Genomic DNA, 14,681 nt, shown 5'->3' with positions numbered 1-14,681 from the left:
GGGACGTTCGGCTCACGACGGCATCCGATGACACGACTTCGATCTCGACTTCTGCACTGCGGCACTTTCTCCTGCACCCTAGCCTCATCCCACACAGATTCCCGCCAGGGATGCCCATCCGTTCGCTACCGGAAACCTGTTCACGACGTGGGATTATCGAAGGTATGGATCCGGACCGTCCCGACGTGGATCAGCGCTGGGACCGAACGGCCCGCCACGAGACGGAAGCCGAACGGCTCGACCGCAACTGGACCAGTTTGCTCCAGGAGCTGCGGGTCGTGCAGACCGGTGTGCAGTTGCTCACCGGCTTCCTGTTGACCCTGCCCTTCCAGGAGCACTTCCCGATGCTCGACCGGCCGATGCGGGTGGTCTACCTCGTGACGGTCGCCTGTTCCGTGGCTGCCACCGGGCTCCTGATCGCTCCGGTCGGCATGCACCGCCTGCTGTTTCGCCGGCACCGGGTGAACCTGTTGGTCGCCGCCGCCCACCGATGCGCGTTCGCCGGGTTGTTGTTGCTCGGTCTGGCCATGGCCGGGGTCGCCGAGTTGATCTTCGACACCGTCGCCGGCCGCGAGGCCGGCATCATCGCCGGCACGCTCGCGCTGCTGTTGTTCGTCAGCATGTGGCTGGTGGTGCCCTTGACAATGCGGCGTGGTGAGCCGATGCGGCTGGGCGAACCGATGTCGACGGGGCCCTCAGTCCAACTCGGCACGCAACGCGGCGAGTAGCGGCTTGGCGGCCTCGTCGAGGAATCGCTGTTGCCCCTCGTCGCCGATCTGCACCAGGGCGATGTCGGTGAACCCCGCCTCGCGGTAGGGCGCAACGGCTGCGACGATCGCGTCCAGGTCGGGACCACACGGGATGGCCTCGGCCACGTCCTCGCGACGCACGAACCGGGTCGCCGCGGCAAAGCCCGCGGGCGTCGGCAGATCCGCATTGACCGACCAGCCGCCGGCGAACCAGCGGAACTGGTCATATGCCCGTTCCACCGCGGCGTCGCGGTCGGGATCCCAGCACACCGGAATCTGGCCGATCACCTTTCCCTCGGGCAGCAGGCCGGTCGCCTGACGGCGTTGTTGCCAGCCGTCGACGATGTCGGCGTCAGGGGCGACGTTGATCAAGTGGTCGGCAGCCAACGACAGCTTCTCGACGGCTCTCTCACCGGCCATCGCCACCGCGATGGTGAGCGGCACTTCGGGGAGGTCCCAGATCCGCGCGGAGCTCACCTCGAAGAATTCGCCACGGAAGTCGATGAGATCGCCGGTGAGCAGTTCACGGATCAGCTTGATCGCCTCGGCGAGCATGTCGTGACGACGGTCAACCGTGGGCCAGCCCCGGCCCACCACGTGTTCGTTGAGGTTCTCGCCGCTGCCCAGTCCCAGGGTGAAGCGGCCGTCGGACAGGATCTGCACGGTGGCCGCCTGCTGAGCGACGATCGCCGGGTGATACCTGATCGTCGGGCAGGTCACGTAGGAATACAGCTGCACGCTACTGGTGGCGTGCGCCACCGCGCCCAGCACCGGCCACGCGTTGGGGGCGTGACCTTGGCTGGCCAGCCACGGACTGTAGTGGTCGCTGCAGACCTCGAAGTCGAAACCTGCCTGCTCGGCTGCCATCGCGTAGTCGACGAGCTGACGGGGTCCGCTCTGCTCGGTCATTAGGGTGTATCCGAATCTGGCCATGCCACCTGGGTAACCCGTGCAGAACGGGACAAAACTGGGTATGCGATGGCCATGACCGAATCACAGACGGTGCAGGCACCGCCCGGCGACGAGCGGCCGGCACGTACTTCGATGACCTGGGTACTGGCCATACTGACCATCCCCGCCGCCATCGCGGTGTTCCTCTACGGCATGGGTGCGGTGATGAGCATGGCCGGCTGCACCGGTGAGGTGTGCGCCGACAAGGGACCGGGAGAATTCTGGTTCGGGGTGTTGTTCTACGGAGCGCCCGTGGTGCCGGTGGTGGTGATCCTGTTGACGATGTTCATCTCGCGTTGGCGCTACAGCGTGCTGGTGCCGATCGTCGGGTTGGCCCTTCTGGCAATCGATTTCGCCGTCCTTGCGGCTACATTCTGAGACCGCGCCGAAGCCCAGCCGACAGCGAGACACCGACCCGGCCGTGCAGGCGGCCGGGTTGGCGCGCGTCCGGGTTCAGCTGCTGGGGTGCTGCCTCATGACGCCGGGATGGTCTGTGTACCAGCGATCCTCGATTCGACGGACCCTCATGTGCTCGATCGCCAGCCACACCGACCCGATGAGGAAACCGGCCGCGGACAGAGCGCCGACGGTGAATCCGACGTCGGAGTTGCCGGTGGCGAACGCGGCCAGGGTGCCGACGAACAACACCAACGCCATCAAGATCAACACCACCGCCGGCATGATGACGTTGTCCTTCATGGACTCACCGGCATGCGGTCGGGTCGTCCGGGCGTGGTCAACTGGATCTTTCGGACCCTTCATGGCTGCTCCTTCCCGCCATTGTCGCCCTACCTGCCGTATCGGGCTGTCTCCACGGTAGATCGCGACGGCTGCTCTGGCCAGGAAATACGGCGATCACCCGGCCCTGGAGTCCGGCAGATAAGAAGACCCCGCCGCCGGTGGCAGCGGGGTCGCGGACAGCTCGATCAGTGATTGCGCAGCATGCCGATCAGCTGACCCTTGTTCTTGTCGGAATATCCTTTGATACCAAGCTCTTTCGCGCGACGCTTGAGATGGTCGACGGTCCAGTCGTCATAGGAGCCGGATTTTCCACCCGAGCGTCCGACGCTCGAACGCCCCCTGGCGGCAGCAGCGTTGGAGATTCGAGCCGCCTTCTCCTTGGAATTACCTTCTTCTCGCAGCTCCTCGTAGAGCTTCTCGTCCTTGATCGACGAATTCGGCATCATGCACCTCCCTTGTTGTCAATGCCAGTTTCGTTGTCAATGCCAGTTTCGTTGTCAATACCAGCTTCGCCGGCCCGCGACCGGGCGCCCGATCATGCCGAGCAGCCAGAACACGGCGCCGATCACCAGCAGGATCACGCCCACCACCCAGAGCAGGTAGACGTCGAGGATCAGGCCGAGAATGAGCAGAATTGCCCCGAGCACAATCATGACAACCTCACTTCACGACGGCGATGGAATCCATCGCACTGGGTTGCGGCAAACGGCATTCGTCCACCTTCGGATTGACGCCCGCATAGTTCAACGGCCCGGCCAGGACCGTGAGTGCAATGGCGCCGGCAGTTGCACAGTTCGTTGATCCACCATGGAAATAGTCGCGCTGCCAGGCCGCGACGACGCCGATCAACAACCAGATGAGCACGAGCGTTCCCAATAATCCACCGATCCTCATGACGCCTCGGTTACCCGATTGACGCCCTGGTCAAACAGCGGTGCCGCGCAAAAGAAGAGGATCCTGAGAAACGCCGAACTTCGATTGTTGCAACTCGTGATCGGGCGTAAAGTCCACTTCAGGTTGAGTGCACAGCCGCCCGGAATCGTCATCGAGTGTCAGGGCCGCCAACTCCCTACACTCAGGGGTTTTGAGCCCACAGAGCCACGTGGCGTGACCACAGTATTTCTACTGAGGGAGTCACAAATGCCGACAATCAGTGTCGCGAGGCGCACTACCACGACACCCAGCGACCACACCCGTGCGCAGTTCGATGCGCAATGGCTCTGGCCGGCCACCACGGTGGTCAACGTCCACGGTGAGCTGGACGCGTCGAATGCCGCCGAGTTGACGGAGTACGGAACTCAGCACGCCCGGCCGAGTGGTCAACTGGTACTGGACATGACGGCGGTGAAATTCTTCGGCGCCTGCTGCTTCGCCTGCCTGCACACGGTCAATGTCCGGTGTGCCGCTGAGAACATCGACTGGGTTTTGATTCCCGGCAGCGCGGTCTCGCGGGTGCTGCGCATCTGCGATCCGGAGGGAACCTTGCCGGTTTCCACCGGCCTACCCGCCGCTCTGACCAAGCTGCGCAGCCAACCGCGACAGCTCGAGTTGGTCGATCTCGAACGCTGACCGCCTGCCGATTCAGCGCCGCACGGTCAGGGCGATGCCGAACAGTGTCCCGGCGCAACGATTGTCACTGCCGTCAATATCTTCGGTGAAGGTCTCGACACCATCAACCAGTGCGTGCAGCACGCGTCGGCTGAAGCCCCCCAGAGTGGGTGGCACCGGATCGTCCACCGCCGCGTCACAGATCGTCGACAGCCGCACCGTCACTTCGCGATCGCGCGGTTCTTCGGTGAGCGTGAGACCCGCACCGGCAGCGGCCATGTCGATCAACACGGTGCAGGCCTCGTCGACCGCCAGGGCCAACTCGGCAGCGGTATCGGTGTCCAACCCCTCGTAGTTGGCCAGCGTGTCCGTCATCGTTCTCACCACCGCCAGCGCGTCCACGTGAGCCGGCACCTTCAGCTCAACAGCTCGAGACCTGGGCGTGTGATCGTATCCGGGGTGGGGTATCCGCTCGCCGTGAACCAGAGTCAAGACCGGCCGCGCGCGACGATGCCGACGGACTTCCTCTTTGCCCGACCGGAAACCGCCCGACAATGACATATTTGCCACGTACCCACCGCACACGGCTACCTAAACCGAGGTGTCGGCAATGAGATTGCGCCGCAGCGTCGTCCGCGGCCCGGGGATACAACGGATACGCCGCGGGCGCGGCTTCAGCTACCGCGACGACACCGGGACCACGGTCACCGACGCCGCCACCCTGCAACGCATCGAGGAGCTGGTGATCCCGCCGGCCTGGAAGAGCGTCTGGATCTGCTCGTACCCGAACGGGCACATCCAGGCGGTCGGCACCGATGTCGCCGGCCGCCGCCAATACCTGTACCACACCCAATGGCAAGAGGAGCGCGGCGAGGAGAAGTTCGACCGCGTGCTGGAAATGTCTGGCTCCCTTGTTGATTGGCGTACCGGTATTGCGACCGACCTGCGCCGTCGTGGGCTGACCCGCGACCGCGTGCTGGCCTTGGGGCTGCGGCTGCTGGACCTCGGCTACTTCCGGGCCGGCGGCGACCAATACGCCGAGGAGAACAACTCGTTCGGCATCGCCACGCTGCTTCGTGAGCACATCACCCTGCGCCCGGATGCGGTCGAGTTCGATTACCCGGCCAAGAGCGGGGTACGGCGGACCCTGCGCGTCGAGGACCCGGCCGTGGCCCGCGCCGTCCGCTCACTGCAACGGAGCCGGGCCGACGGCGAACGCCTGTTGGCCTACCGGCGCTCGTCCGAGTGGATCGACGTGCATGCCGAGGATCTGAACGTCCGGTTCAAAGAGATGGTCGGCGACGACTACACGGTGAAGGATCTGCGGACGTGGCACGGCACGGTGCTGGCCGCCGAGGCGTTCGTCGACGCCGATCCGCCGGTCGACGACAAGGTGATCAAGCGCGTGGAATCGGCGGTGATGCGCGAGGTTTCCGAGTCGCTGGGCAACACCCCGGCGGTGGCCCGCAGCGCCTACGTCGATCCGCGGGTGGTAGAGGCCTACCGCGACGGGATGACCATCGCCGCCGGGGTACGGCGGGCGGCGCGTGTGCGCGACAGTGACAAACGGCAGGCGATCCTGGAGGGCAGCACTGCCCGGATGATCCGAAAGGTGGGCCGACGGAAATGACCGAGCCGACCGGTCAGAATCCGTTCGGTCGCCCGTTGCCGAGGTAGCGCAGGCCGGCTTCGGTCACCTGCTGCGGATCGAGCACGTTGCGGGTGTCGACCACCACCGCCGACGGGGCCTGTTCGGCGATGCGGGGCCAGTTCAGGCCGACGAACTCCGGCCATTCCGTGAACACCACGATCGCATCGGAATCCTTGGTGGCCAGGTATGGATCATCGGCCGTGGCGATCCCGGCCCGGCGCACGGCGCGTAGGTCCAGGGCGGCCAGCCGTGGGTCGTATCCGGTGAGCTGGGCACCCGACCGGCCGAGTTCGGCGCCGACCGCCAATGCCGGGGAATCGCGCAGGTCGCAGGTCCCGGCTTTGAACGTGAGCCCAAGGGCGGCGATCCTGGCCTCTGCGAGCGGAACCGAGATCGTCCGTTGCAAGGTGTGCCGGATCCGGCCGGCCTGCGCGGCATTGGTCGCACATGCCGAGGACACCTCGCCCAGCTCGATGCCATGGCTGCGGGCCGTGTGCAGCAGTTCGGCGGTGTCTTTGGGCAGGCACGAGCCACCCCAGCCGGGGCCCGGAGCCAGAAAGTGCGGCCCGATACGGACGTCGGCTCCCATGCAGCGGGTGACATCGTCGATGTCGGCCCCGACCTGCGCGCACAACCTGGCCAGTGAGTTGGCGTACGAGATCTTCACGGCCAGAAAGGCGTTGCTGGCATATTTCGCCAACTCTGCGCTCTCCGGGCTCATCCGCAGCCTCGCGCCGCCGACGGTCCCGTAGAGCTGCTCGACGGCCTCGGCCGCGTCGTCGTCGTCCGCGCCGATCAGGATCCGGTCCGGATGCCGGAAGTCGTAGACGGCGTGACTCTCGCGCAGAAACTCCGGATTGGACACCGCGCGGACTTTCCTGGGGCCCAGCCGCTCGGTGACCCGGCGGGTGGTGCCCACCGGCACCGTGGACTTCATCGCCAGCACCGCCCCCGGACGGAGCACACCGGCCAGGTCCTCGACGACGGCCTCCACAGCGGTCAGATCGGCCGACCCGTCACTGCCGCTCGGCGTGGGCACGCAGACGAACACCACGTCCCGGTCTGCCAAGACACCACAGTCCTCGCTGAATCGCAGTGTGCCCGAATGGAGCCCGGACTCCAGAAGTTCCGCCATCCCGGGCTCGTCAAGCGGTGTGATCCCGTTGGCCAACCGACCCACCCGGTCGGTGTCGATGTCGACACATACCGTGTCGTGCTCGCGCTCGGCCAGACACACCGCGGTGGTCAGGCCGACATACCCGGCACCGACGACGCCGACCTTCATGTCGACTCCCCCAGCATCTGGTGCACCGCGTCGAGCACGCGCGGCACGGTGATCAACAACAATCCCCGGTGCGGTTCAGCGCCGTGCGGATCCCCGCAGTCCCCCGCCCACAGCGCCACGTGCGGCCCGGCACCGCGCGGCCCCCACCGACTCGGCGGGGTGGGTCCGAACAGCAGCACGGAGGGGGTCCCGGTTGCGGTGGCGACATGGCCCACGCCGGTGTCACCGCAGATCAACAACCGGCTGTCGCTGATCAGCGCAACCAGCCCGAGAAGATCGAGAGTGCCTGCCAACATGGCGGATTCGGGTAGACCGGCCCGGTCGACGACACTGGCTGCCAGCTCCGTCTCCTTGGCATCGCCGGTTACCACCACCTCGTACCCGTCCCCGTGTAACGCGGCCGCCACGGCCGCGTAGCGCTCCCCGGGCCATCGGCGGGCACCGAATGCCGCCCCGGGATGGATCACCACCACACCGGATCGATCGGGATAACCCGCGGGCCGGTCGATCGCCAGATCCTGCGGATCGCAGTTGATCCCGTGCCACTCCATCAGATGACACCAGCGGTCCACCTCGTGCAGATCGGCCCGCCAGGGCGGCCCGGCCAGTTCCGGATATCCGGCATGGCGATGGCTCAGCATCGACTTCGGTTGCAGCGCCATCAGATCGGCGATGCTCTCGGGGCCGCTGCCGTGCAGGTTGACCGCCATGGCCGGGGCCCGACGCGGATGCACGTGGCCCAGGCCCGGGGTGGGGTCGACGTCGGTGACCGCGCCGGACAACATCGCCAGGTCGCGAAACCGCTCCGGTGCGGCCAGCACGATCCGCTCGGACGGGTAGGTGCGTCGCAGACCGCGAAGCGCCGGGAGTCCGGTCATCAGATCACCGAGCCCCAGTGCACGTAGCACAAAGATCTCGTCGGCGTCCGAATCCGCCTGCGCGGCAGGATCGGGCGCGATCGTCACGGCCACGACGACTCCGTGGAGGCACATACCACCAGTTCCCGCACCTCACATCCGGCGGGCTGCGACAGGGCGAACACCACGGTCTCGGCGACATTGGCCGGCTCGTTGAGCAGGGCATCGGCCGGGGGCTTGTACTGTTCGTCGCGTCCGTCGAAGAACGGGGTGTACATTCCGCCGGGGATCAAGGTGGTCACCCCGACCTCCCCGGCCAGTTCCGCAGCCAAGGCCCGGGTGAAGCCGACCACCGCAAACTTGGACGCGCAGTAGGCCGTTGCATCGCTGACGGCCTTGATACCGAGTGTCGAGGCAACCGTCACGATCCGTCCACCGCTGGCCTTCAGAAACGGCAGCGCCGAGCGAATCACCGAGACGGTGCCGAACAGGTTGACGTGCACCACCCGCTCCCAGTCCTTGGCCGGGACATCGGTGAGCTTGCCGCACGAATCGATACCCGCCGCGGTGAACACCCCGTCGACGACACCGCCGGCTCGCTCGGCCAACGCCCGCACCGCGGCGTCGACCGCTTCGGTGTCCGCCAAGTCGGCGCGCTCGAAGTCCACGTCCCCGGCGGGTGCATTCCGATCGATGACCAGCGGCGTGCCGCCGTGGCGCACAACAGCTTCCACCGTGGCGGCACCGAGACCCGAGGCACCGCCGGTGATGATGATATTGCCCAGTTTCACGAAAGACCCTTTCGGTCACGACCGCATCGCGGCGATCAGCTTTGACGATGAGTAACCGGCAACCGTCGGCAGTAAAACCACTTCCCCGCCGTGACTGCGCACCACCGGTGCCTCCGGCAGGTCTGCCTCCGTGTAGTCGCCGCCCTTCACCCACACATCCGGACGCAGCGCTTCGAGTTGCTGTTCGGGCGAGGACTCGTCGAAGATCACCACGGCGTCCACACAGGCCAGTGCACAGAGCACCCGCGCGCGGTCGGCCTGCGCCATCACCGGACGGCTGGGACCTTTCAGGGCACGCACCGAGGCGTCGGAGTTGAGCAACACCACCAGCGAGTCGCCCAATTGGCGGGCCTGATGCAGCAGCCGCACGTGCCCGGTGTGCAGCAGGTCGAAGCAGCCGCCGGTGGCCACGAGCCTTCCGCCGCGCCGGCGCAACTGCTCCCGAACCTCGGTGACATCACCGAGAATCGCGGTGAATTCGGCGGATACGCCACCGACAGCACCGATCCGGCCGGGGCTGGAGACGCCGACGGCTCCCCCGGTGGCGACGAACCGGCTTGCCGCATCGACAGCCTCGCCGACCGCGTCGACGATCGACCTGCCCTCGGCCAGAGCCAGCGTGGCCGCCACCGCGAATCTGTCGCCGGCACCGCAGGTGTCCGAATGTGCCGAGCCGCCGACGTTCGAGACGGGCACGGCAACGTTGGTCACCTGACCGTCGTCGGTGGACACCGTCGCACCTCGAGCGCCGAGCGTCACGCTGACTCCCCGGGCATCCCACTGCCGGCGCAGGTGTTCGGCCGAGACAGACTGGGCTTCGGCTTGATTCGGGGTGACCAGCCAACACCCGGGAACCGGAGTCGCCCCGCGCGGGTGCGGATCCCACACCAGCGGGACCCGAGCGGCGATGCGTTCGAGCTCTCGGCGCAACCCTGGGTGGGCGCTCACGCCGTGGCCGTAATCGGCCACACAGACCGCACGGGCGTCGCCGAGCACCGCAGCCACCGGGGCCGGTAGATCCTGTCCTCCGGCGATCCCGTCCCCGTGGTCGAGGCGCAGCATCGACTGCCCTGACGCGCGAATCCTGGTCTTACACACCGTGCTCCCGGCCATCGGCAGGGCCACCACGGTGACCCCGGCGGTGGCGAGCAGCTCGGTGAGCCGTCGACCGTCGTTGTCGTCGGCGACAGCGGTCACCAACACCACGTCGGATTCCACCCGCGCCGCCAGCACTGCCGCCAGACCGGCGCCACCGGGCCGCTGCCAGACCCGGTCGGCATCCACGACCGCTACCGGCGCTTCGGGGCTCAGTCGCGTGGCGTGGCCTTCGATGTCCACATCGAGCATGCTGTCGCCGACGATCACCAGCGGCCTAGTCATCGGCGCCTCCCCGGGTTGCCGGCATGCTGCCGTTCTGACGCAGCGCATCGTCGAGCGCGATGCACAACGAGTGGACCAACAGCAGATGGATCTCCTGGACGGTGGCGGTACTCGAGGCCTCCACGCATACGGCGTCATCACACATCGCCGCCAAGGGATTGGGTGCCGGACCGGTCAGCGCCCAGGAGGTCAACCCCGATTCGTGAGCGGCCTTAACCGCGGCCAGCACATTGGGGCTCGTCCCGCTCGTGGACAGCGCCACGAGCACGTCGCCGCTGCGGCCGTGCGCGCGCACGCCCCGGGCGAACATCTCGTCCACCCCGTAATCGTTGGCCACCGCGGTGAGCGCCGAGGTGTCGGCGTGTAACGAGATGGCCGACAACGGCATTCGTTCATCGCGGAAGCGGCCCACCAGTTCGGCGGTCAGGTGCTGCGCCTCGGCGGCGCTGCCGCCGTTGCCACAGGCCAACAAACGACCGTCACCGGTGAGCACCTCGGCAAGGTGGCGTCCCCAACCGGTCAACCTCGCCGCCTCGACGTCGACACGTTCGACCGCTTGGGCCAACGCCGCGATGTGTTCTGTGATCATCGTTGTTACCTCCCACTCGTTGCGCCGAGGCGTTCCACCGCGGCCACCAGTGCGGCATCGCTGATCCCGTCCAGACAGGGATGGCCGGGAATCGGACAGGTACGGGCCCGGGTGCCCTGGCACGGGGCAGTTTGGTCGCCGAGCAACACCATCTGACGCGTGTACGGGCTCCACTGCGTCGCCGGCACGACCGGGGCGAACAGCGAGACCACCGGAACCCCCACGGCCGCAGCCAGATGCGCCGGTCCGGTGTTGGGCGCGACCACGACGGATGCGCCGGCGTAGACACCGGCCAGCGTGGCCAAGGTGGTCTCGCCGCCGAGATCCACCGCGACGCCGTCGGCGACCTGTGCGGTCAGCGCCCGTTCACCTTCACCCCCGGACACCACGACGCGGTGACCCGCGCGCGCCAGCGCCCGGACCATCTGTGCGCTGCGGGCCGGGCCCGGTTGGCGCGCGGGCACCGCCGCGCCCGGGTGAAACACCACATACGGTGCGGTACCGAGTTTTTCGGCCAGCTCGTCGGGCAGCGACGGGAGGGTCTTGACCCGCAACATCCCGTCGTCGCCGGCGGGGGGTTCGATACCGGCGGCGCGAACCAGCGACAGCGCGCGTTCGGGTTCCGGTATGCCGGGTTCGACGTGGTGGCGAAGATCGAGCAGGGTGCCCGGATAGTCCTCACTGATTGCGCCGACCCAACCGATCTCGGCCATTCGGCACAGCAGCGCCAGCGGCAGCGGAGACTGATGGAAGGAGGTGAAGACGAACACCCGGTCCGGCGCGAGATCACGCAACTGCTTGATCAGCGCTGCCGCATGATCCGGGGTCAATTCGGGCGAATCGAAATCCACCCACGGCGCCTGCCATTCGATGACGTCGTCCACGCCGGGCAACAGTTCGGCGGCGGCCCGGCCGCGGGGCCCGGCCAGGAAGGTGACCGAGTCGTGCACGGCGGCGACGGCGCGCACGGCCGGACCGGTGATCAACACGTCACCGGCACTGTCGAGCCTGGCCACCAGTGCCCGCGTCATCCTCGGCTCCTCATCGGGCGTCCTTGAGCACAAGTGCCACCGCGGCCTGCAACGTCGGCGCCACCCGGGCGCGACGGTGGGCGTGGGTGATCTCCTGTGGCAGTGTCCGTTTGGTGGGGACCAGCACCGCATCGGCTTCGGCCGACAGCGCGGCCTGCACATCACCACCGGTGTCGCCGATCAGCACGCACCGCGACGGGTCGACGCCGAGTTCGGCGGCAGCCGCTCGAACCATGCCGGGTTCGGGCTTGCGACAGGCGCATCCTTCTCCGGCGTCATGCAGGCAGACCTGCCACGAGTCGAACGGCCCCAACAGCTCGTCCACCCGAGCGTTCACCGCGTCGAGTTGTCCCGTGCTGATCAACCCTTTGGCAACACCCGACTGGTTCGTCACCACGGCCAGCAACAGGCCCCGTTGACGCAGCCGATCGAGCGCAACGGCCGCTCCGGTCACCGGTCGGACACCGGCGGGGTCACTGAGGTAGGGGCCGTCCTCGATGATGGTGTCGTCGCGGTCCAACAACACGGCCAACGGTGGGTCACGGTGTGCCGAACGGAATTTCCACTCACCGACCAGCCGATGAGCCACCGCCACGGGCGGGATCAGCACGCTCGTGACGAGCATCCGCACGGCTTCGGCGACCGTACGCCGCCCGGCCAGAAACCGGCGCACCGCGAACTCCGCGGTCATGGCCAACCAAGCGGCAAATGCCCATCTCGAGACGGTACGACGACGCAGCGCCGACGACGCGAGTGCCGCCAGCCCGGCCGCGGTGGTCAGCACGTGAGCCGGCATGCGCCCCCGGCCTTCACCGATCGCGGGTCGCCACCCGGGGCCGAACTTGCGCCGCAGCAGCGCATCGTCGCGGTTGCCCCGTTGTGCGCGCACACTGCTCGTGAACGTCGCCGGTGCGACCGGATGGCGGGTACGCCGCGCGCCCGACACGATGTGATGGCCGGCCATTGTGATCCGCAGCCCCAGGTCCGAATCCTCCCGGTACGCACGAGGAAACCGCTCGTCGAACCCGCCGACCTGAACCAGGGCGGAGCGCCGGTAGGCCATGTCGGCGGTGATCCACTGGGCGTCGGCCAGGCGCTGGGTGCGCCGCTCGTCGTCGGTGCTGCGCCGGCCGGAGCGCACCGGCACATCGATCACCGCCTGCGAACCGGCAGCACCGCACTCCTCGGCGGCACGCAGGTCCTCGGTCAGTGCGGCCAGCCAACCGGGATAGGGCAGCACATCGTCGTCGAGAAAGCAGATCCATCGCGATCTCGCATGCCGCCAGCCGACATTGCGCGCCGCGGCGGGACCCCGTCCGCCGCTGTGCAACACCGTGACCGGAAGACGGGTCACGAGCACAAGCGGCGGGTCGGCCCGGGGCCGGTCGTCCACCACGACGACGGCCTCCGGCGCGGGACCTCCGGAACGCTCCAGGGTGGTCAGCAACCGCTGCAACGACGGTCGGCCGATGCTCGGGATCACGATGGTGAAGCTCATCGCGGCCTCCGCACCACGTACGGTCCGATCGCCAGCAGGTCGATCGGCGCACTGCCGAAGCACTCCAGCGCATCCCGCGGACTGTCGACCATCGGGCGGCCCGCGGTGTTGAAGCTGGTGTTGACCACGACCGGCACCCCGGTGCGTTGTGCGAACCGGTCAATCGTGGCGTACATCAGTTCGTCGGCCGGGTCGATGGTCTGGATGCGTGCGGTGCCGTCGACATGGGTGACCGCCGGGATCCGGGTCTGCCACTCGGGCGCGACGTCATGCACGAACAGCATGTACGGGCTGGGAATCGGCCCGCCGGAGAAGATTTCGGCGGCCCGGTCGGCCAGCACCATCGGCGCCACCGGGCGAAACTGCTCGCGGCCCTTCACGGCGTTGAGCCGGTCGAGGTTGTTCTTGTTGCGCGGGTCGGCGAGCAGGGACCGACGGCCCAGCGCCCGGGGTCCGAACTCCGAGCGGCCCTGGAACCAGCCGATCACCTGGTCGTCGGCCAACGCGTCCCCCACGACGGCGGCCAGGTCGTCGGGCCGTTCGTGCGGGACGGCCGCCTCGGTGAGCACCGCACCGATCTCGTCGTCGGACCAACTGCGGCCCAGCGCTGCCGAGGGCATCGGGGTGAGTGGCTCGCCCGCCTCGGCGGCCAGCGCCAACGCCGCACCGAGTGCGGTGCCGGAGTCACCGGCGGCCGGCTGCACCCAGATGTTGCCGAAGATCCCGCTGCGGTGCAGCGTGGAGTTCGCCACACAGTTGAGCGCGACTCCCCCGGCCAGGCAGAGGTTTTCGTGATCGGTGCGGGTGTGTAACCAGCCCACCAGCTCGAGCAACACTTCCTCGAGTACCTGTTGCACGCTGCACGCCAGATCCACCCGGTCGTCCCACTCGCTGCCGAATGCCGACCAGTCCACCGCCTCGGTACGGAAACCGCCGTCGCCGGTGGCGTAGACCAATTCGCGGAACTGGTCGGCGAATCGCGGTTTCCCGTAGGACGCCATCGCCATCACCTTGTACTCGTCACTGGAACGTTTGAAGCCCAGGTGTTGGGTCAGGTCCTCGTACAGCAGGCCCAGCGAATGCGGGAGTGCCTGGGTGGCCAGCACATCGAGCTTGTGGTCGGTGTATTCGCCGGCCAGCATCGAGGTGCGTTCTCCACGGCCGTCGACCACGAGCACCGCACAGTCCGGATGCGGCGAGGCCAGCGCGCTGGAGGCGGCATGCGCGACGTGGTGGCGCACGAATTGCACGACCGAGGAATCCAGACCGGGCAGCGCCGATTGCAGGAACCGCGGCGCCCGCTCGGCATAGAGCGTGCGCAGGTATTCCCAGTCGCGGTCCAGTCCGGCGGTGTCGGAGTCGCCCTCGGCCATCAGCCGCGGGTCGTAGGAGTATCCGACGGCATCGATGTCCGACGGCGACAGACCGGCCTGCTGCAGACACCAGCGTGCCGATTGCACCGGCAACTCCCAGGTCGAGAACGCCACGGCTTCCTTGCCGTGCTTGCGCCGGGTGAACCGCTCCTCCTCGGCGGCGGCGAGGACCTGCCCGTCCACCACGAGCGCTGCAGCCGGATCGTGGAAAACTGCATTGACTCCGAGTATCCGCAC

18 protein-coding genes are annotated in these 14,681 nt (G+C 67.5%); 4 read left to right on the top strand and 14 right to left on the bottom strand.

The annotated features are described in order from the left end of the window. Positions 1-164 precede the first annotated feature (164 nt). A complete protein-coding gene (locus A5699_RS09380) occupies positions 165-728 on the top strand; it encodes a DUF6328 family protein (RefSeq protein WP_067768479.1) in 564 nt (187 codons plus the stop codon). On the opposite strand, the gene A5699_RS09375 is transcribed toward A5699_RS09380, so the two are convergent. After that, positions 696-1,682, bottom strand: coding sequence for an LLM class F420-dependent oxidoreductase (locus A5699_RS09375; RefSeq protein ID WP_067768478.1), 987 nt, complete (start codon positions 1,680-1,682; stop codon positions 696-698). The two genes, A5699_RS09380 and A5699_RS09375, sit on opposite strands and share 33 nt — an antisense overlap. Positions 1,683-1,733: 51 nt before the next feature. Here A5699_RS09375 and A5699_RS09370 point away from each other — a divergent pair, with 51 nt between their 5' ends. Next, the gene (locus A5699_RS09370; RefSeq protein ID WP_067768563.1) at positions 1,734-2,078 is read left to right on the top strand and encodes a hypothetical protein; all 345 of its coding nucleotides are present in this window, start codon (positions 1,734-1,736) and stop codon (positions 2,076-2,078) included. Between the two features lie 75 nt (positions 2,079-2,153). Here A5699_RS09370 and usfY read toward each other — a convergent pair whose 3' ends face one another. From usfY to A5699_RS09355, 4 genes are all read right to left on the bottom strand, one after another. After that, positions 2,154-2,462, bottom strand: a complete 309-nt coding sequence (usfY, locus tag A5699_RS09365) for a protein UsfY (RefSeq protein ID WP_067768477.1) — start codon at positions 2,460-2,462, stop codon at positions 2,154-2,156. A 164-nt stretch (positions 2,463-2,626) separates the two neighbouring features. After that, on the bottom strand, positions 2,627-2,884 hold the full coding sequence (locus tag A5699_RS09360; RefSeq protein ID WP_067768561.1) for a Rho termination factor: 258 nt from the start codon (positions 2,882-2,884) through the stop codon (positions 2,627-2,629). Positions 2,885-2,938: 54 nt separating this feature from the next. Then, on the bottom strand, positions 2,939-3,094 hold the full coding sequence (locus A5699_RS29055; RefSeq protein ID WP_139335220.1) for a DUF6131 family protein: 156 nt from the start codon (positions 3,092-3,094) through the stop codon (positions 2,939-2,941). Between the two features lie 7 nt (positions 3,095-3,101). Beyond that, positions 3,102-3,335 carry a hypothetical protein gene (locus tag A5699_RS09355; RefSeq protein ID WP_076196506.1) on the bottom strand — a complete coding sequence of 78 codons (234 nt, stop codon included), beginning with the start codon at positions 3,333-3,335 and terminating at the stop codon, positions 3,102-3,104. Positions 3,336-3,581: 246 nt separating this feature from the next. Between A5699_RS09355 and A5699_RS09350 the strand changes: the two genes are divergently transcribed. Next, positions 3,582-4,010: an STAS domain-containing protein gene (locus A5699_RS09350; protein WP_067768476.1), complete on the top strand. Its 429-nt coding sequence runs from the start codon at positions 3,582-3,584 to the stop codon at positions 4,008-4,010. A 12-nt stretch (positions 4,011-4,022) separates the two neighbouring features. On the opposite strand, the gene A5699_RS09345 is transcribed toward A5699_RS09350, so the two are convergent. Then, positions 4,023-4,364, bottom strand: a complete 342-nt coding sequence (locus tag A5699_RS09345) for an anti-sigma factor (protein ID WP_157561171.1) — start codon at positions 4,362-4,364, stop codon at positions 4,023-4,025. Positions 4,365-4,599: 235 nt separating this feature from the next. Between A5699_RS09345 and A5699_RS09340 the strand changes: the two genes are divergently transcribed. Then, the gene (locus A5699_RS09340; RefSeq protein ID WP_067768475.1) at positions 4,600-5,619 is read left to right on the top strand and encodes a DNA topoisomerase IB; all 1,020 of its coding nucleotides are present in this window, start codon (positions 4,600-4,602) and stop codon (positions 5,617-5,619) included. A gap of 13 nt (positions 5,620-5,632) precedes the next feature. Here the strand turns inward: A5699_RS09340 and A5699_RS09335 are convergent, their stop codons facing one another. The 8 genes from A5699_RS09335 to A5699_RS09300 are packed head-to-tail and all read right to left on the bottom strand — an operon-like array spanning position 5,633 to position 14,681. After that, on the bottom strand, positions 5,633-6,925 hold the full coding sequence (locus A5699_RS09335) for a UDP-glucose/GDP-mannose dehydrogenase family protein (RefSeq protein ID WP_067768473.1): 1,293 nt from the start codon (positions 6,923-6,925) through the stop codon (positions 5,633-5,635). Further along, positions 6,922-7,917: a glycosyltransferase family 9 protein gene (locus A5699_RS09330; protein WP_082957637.1), complete on the bottom strand. Its 996-nt coding sequence runs from the start codon at positions 7,915-7,917 to the stop codon at positions 6,922-6,924. The genes A5699_RS09335 and A5699_RS09330 overlap by 4 nt, the downstream gene beginning before the upstream one ends. Continuing rightward, complete coding sequence (locus A5699_RS09325; RefSeq protein WP_067768472.1) at positions 7,887-8,573, bottom strand: SDR family oxidoreductase; 687 nt, start codon at positions 8,571-8,573, stop codon at positions 7,887-7,889. Before A5699_RS09325 ends, A5699_RS09330 begins: the two co-directional genes overlap by 31 nt. Before the next feature lie 15 nt (positions 8,574-8,588). Further along, positions 8,589-9,953 (bottom strand): D-glycero-beta-D-manno-heptose 1-phosphate adenylyltransferase, encoded by a 1,365-nt coding sequence (gene rfaE2, locus A5699_RS09320; protein ID WP_067768470.1) that lies wholly within the window; start codon positions 9,951-9,953, stop codon positions 8,589-8,591. Next, positions 9,946-10,542: an SIS domain-containing protein gene (locus tag A5699_RS09315; RefSeq protein ID WP_067768467.1), complete on the bottom strand. Its 597-nt coding sequence runs from the start codon at positions 10,540-10,542 to the stop codon at positions 9,946-9,948. Before A5699_RS09315 ends, rfaE2 begins: the two co-directional genes overlap by 8 nt. Positions 10,543-10,547: 5 nt before the next feature. Then, positions 10,548-11,573, bottom strand: a complete 1,026-nt coding sequence (locus A5699_RS09310) for a glycosyltransferase family 9 protein (protein ID WP_067768465.1) — start codon at positions 11,571-11,573, stop codon at positions 10,548-10,550. A 10-nt stretch (positions 11,574-11,583) separates the two neighbouring features. Beyond that, entirely contained in the window at positions 11,584-13,071 is a 1,488-nt protein-coding gene (locus A5699_RS09305; protein WP_067768463.1) for an HAD-IIIA family hydrolase, read from the bottom strand. Next, a complete protein-coding gene (locus A5699_RS09300; protein ID WP_067768461.1) occupies positions 13,068-14,681 on the bottom strand; it encodes a carbamoyltransferase C-terminal domain-containing protein in 1,614 nt (537 codons plus the stop codon). The genes A5699_RS09305 and A5699_RS09300 overlap by 4 nt, the downstream gene beginning before the upstream one ends.

It is taken from the genome of Mycobacterium sp. E802, from assembly GCF_001666875.1.
Lineage (GTDB): Bacteria > Actinomycetota > Actinomycetes > Mycobacteriales > Mycobacteriaceae > Mycobacterium.
This window is presented reverse-complemented; position numbering and strand designations above follow the sequence as displayed.

What these genes read in the sequence shown, in the direction of transcription:
- A5699_RS09350 (WP_067768476.1), top strand. Translation starts at nt 3,582, where the DNA reads ATGCCGACAATCAGTGTCGCGAGGCGCACTACCACGACACCCAGCGAC.
- rfaE2 (WP_067768470.1), bottom strand. Translation starts at nt 9,953, where the DNA reads ATGACTAGGCCGCTGGTGATCGTCGGCGACAGCATGCTCGATGTGGAC.
- A5699_RS09340 (WP_067768475.1), top strand. Translation starts at nt 4,600, where the DNA reads ATGAGATTGCGCCGCAGCGTCGTCCGCGGCCCGGGGATACAACGGATA.
- A5699_RS09330 (WP_082957637.1), bottom strand. Translation starts at nt 7,917, where the DNA reads ATGTGCCTCCACGGAGTCGTCGTGGCCGTGACGATCGCGCCCGATCCT.
- A5699_RS09305 (WP_067768463.1), bottom strand. Translation starts at nt 13,071, where the DNA reads ATGAGCTTCACCATCGTGATCCCGAGCATCGGCCGACCGTCGTTGCAG.
- A5699_RS09335 (WP_067768473.1), bottom strand. Translation starts at nt 6,925, where the DNA reads ATGAAGGTCGGCGTCGTCGGTGCCGGGTATGTCGGCCTGACCACCGCG.
- A5699_RS09375 (WP_067768478.1), bottom strand. Translation starts at nt 1,682, where the DNA reads ATGGCCAGATTCGGATACACCCTAATGACCGAGCAGAGCGGACCCCGT.
- usfY (WP_067768477.1), bottom strand. Translation starts at nt 2,462, where the DNA reads ATGAAGGGTCCGAAAGATCCAGTTGACCACGCCCGGACGACCCGACCG.
- A5699_RS09380 (WP_067768479.1), top strand. Translation starts at nt 165, where the DNA reads ATGGATCCGGACCGTCCCGACGTGGATCAGCGCTGGGACCGAACGGCC.
- A5699_RS09310 (WP_067768465.1), bottom strand. Translation starts at nt 11,573, where the DNA reads ATGACGCGGGCACTGGTGGCCAGGCTCGACAGTGCCGGTGACGTGTTG.
- A5699_RS09370 (WP_067768563.1), top strand. Translation starts at nt 1,734, where the DNA reads ATGACCGAATCACAGACGGTGCAGGCACCGCCCGGCGACGAGCGGCCG.
- A5699_RS09360 (WP_067768561.1), bottom strand. Translation starts at nt 2,884, where the DNA reads ATGCCGAATTCGTCGATCAAGGACGAGAAGCTCTACGAGGAGCTGCGA.
- A5699_RS09345 (WP_157561171.1), bottom strand. Translation starts at nt 4,364, where the DNA reads ATGACGGACACGCTGGCCAACTACGAGGGGTTGGACACCGATACCGCT.
- A5699_RS09315 (WP_067768467.1), bottom strand. Translation starts at nt 10,542, where the DNA reads ATGATCACAGAACACATCGCGGCGTTGGCCCAAGCGGTCGAACGTGTC.
- A5699_RS29055 (WP_139335220.1), bottom strand. Translation starts at nt 3,094, where the DNA reads ATGATTGTGCTCGGGGCAATTCTGCTCATTCTCGGCCTGATCCTCGAC.
- A5699_RS09355 (WP_076196506.1), bottom strand. Translation starts at nt 3,335, where the DNA reads ATGAGGATCGGTGGATTATTGGGAACGCTCGTGCTCATCTGGTTGTTG.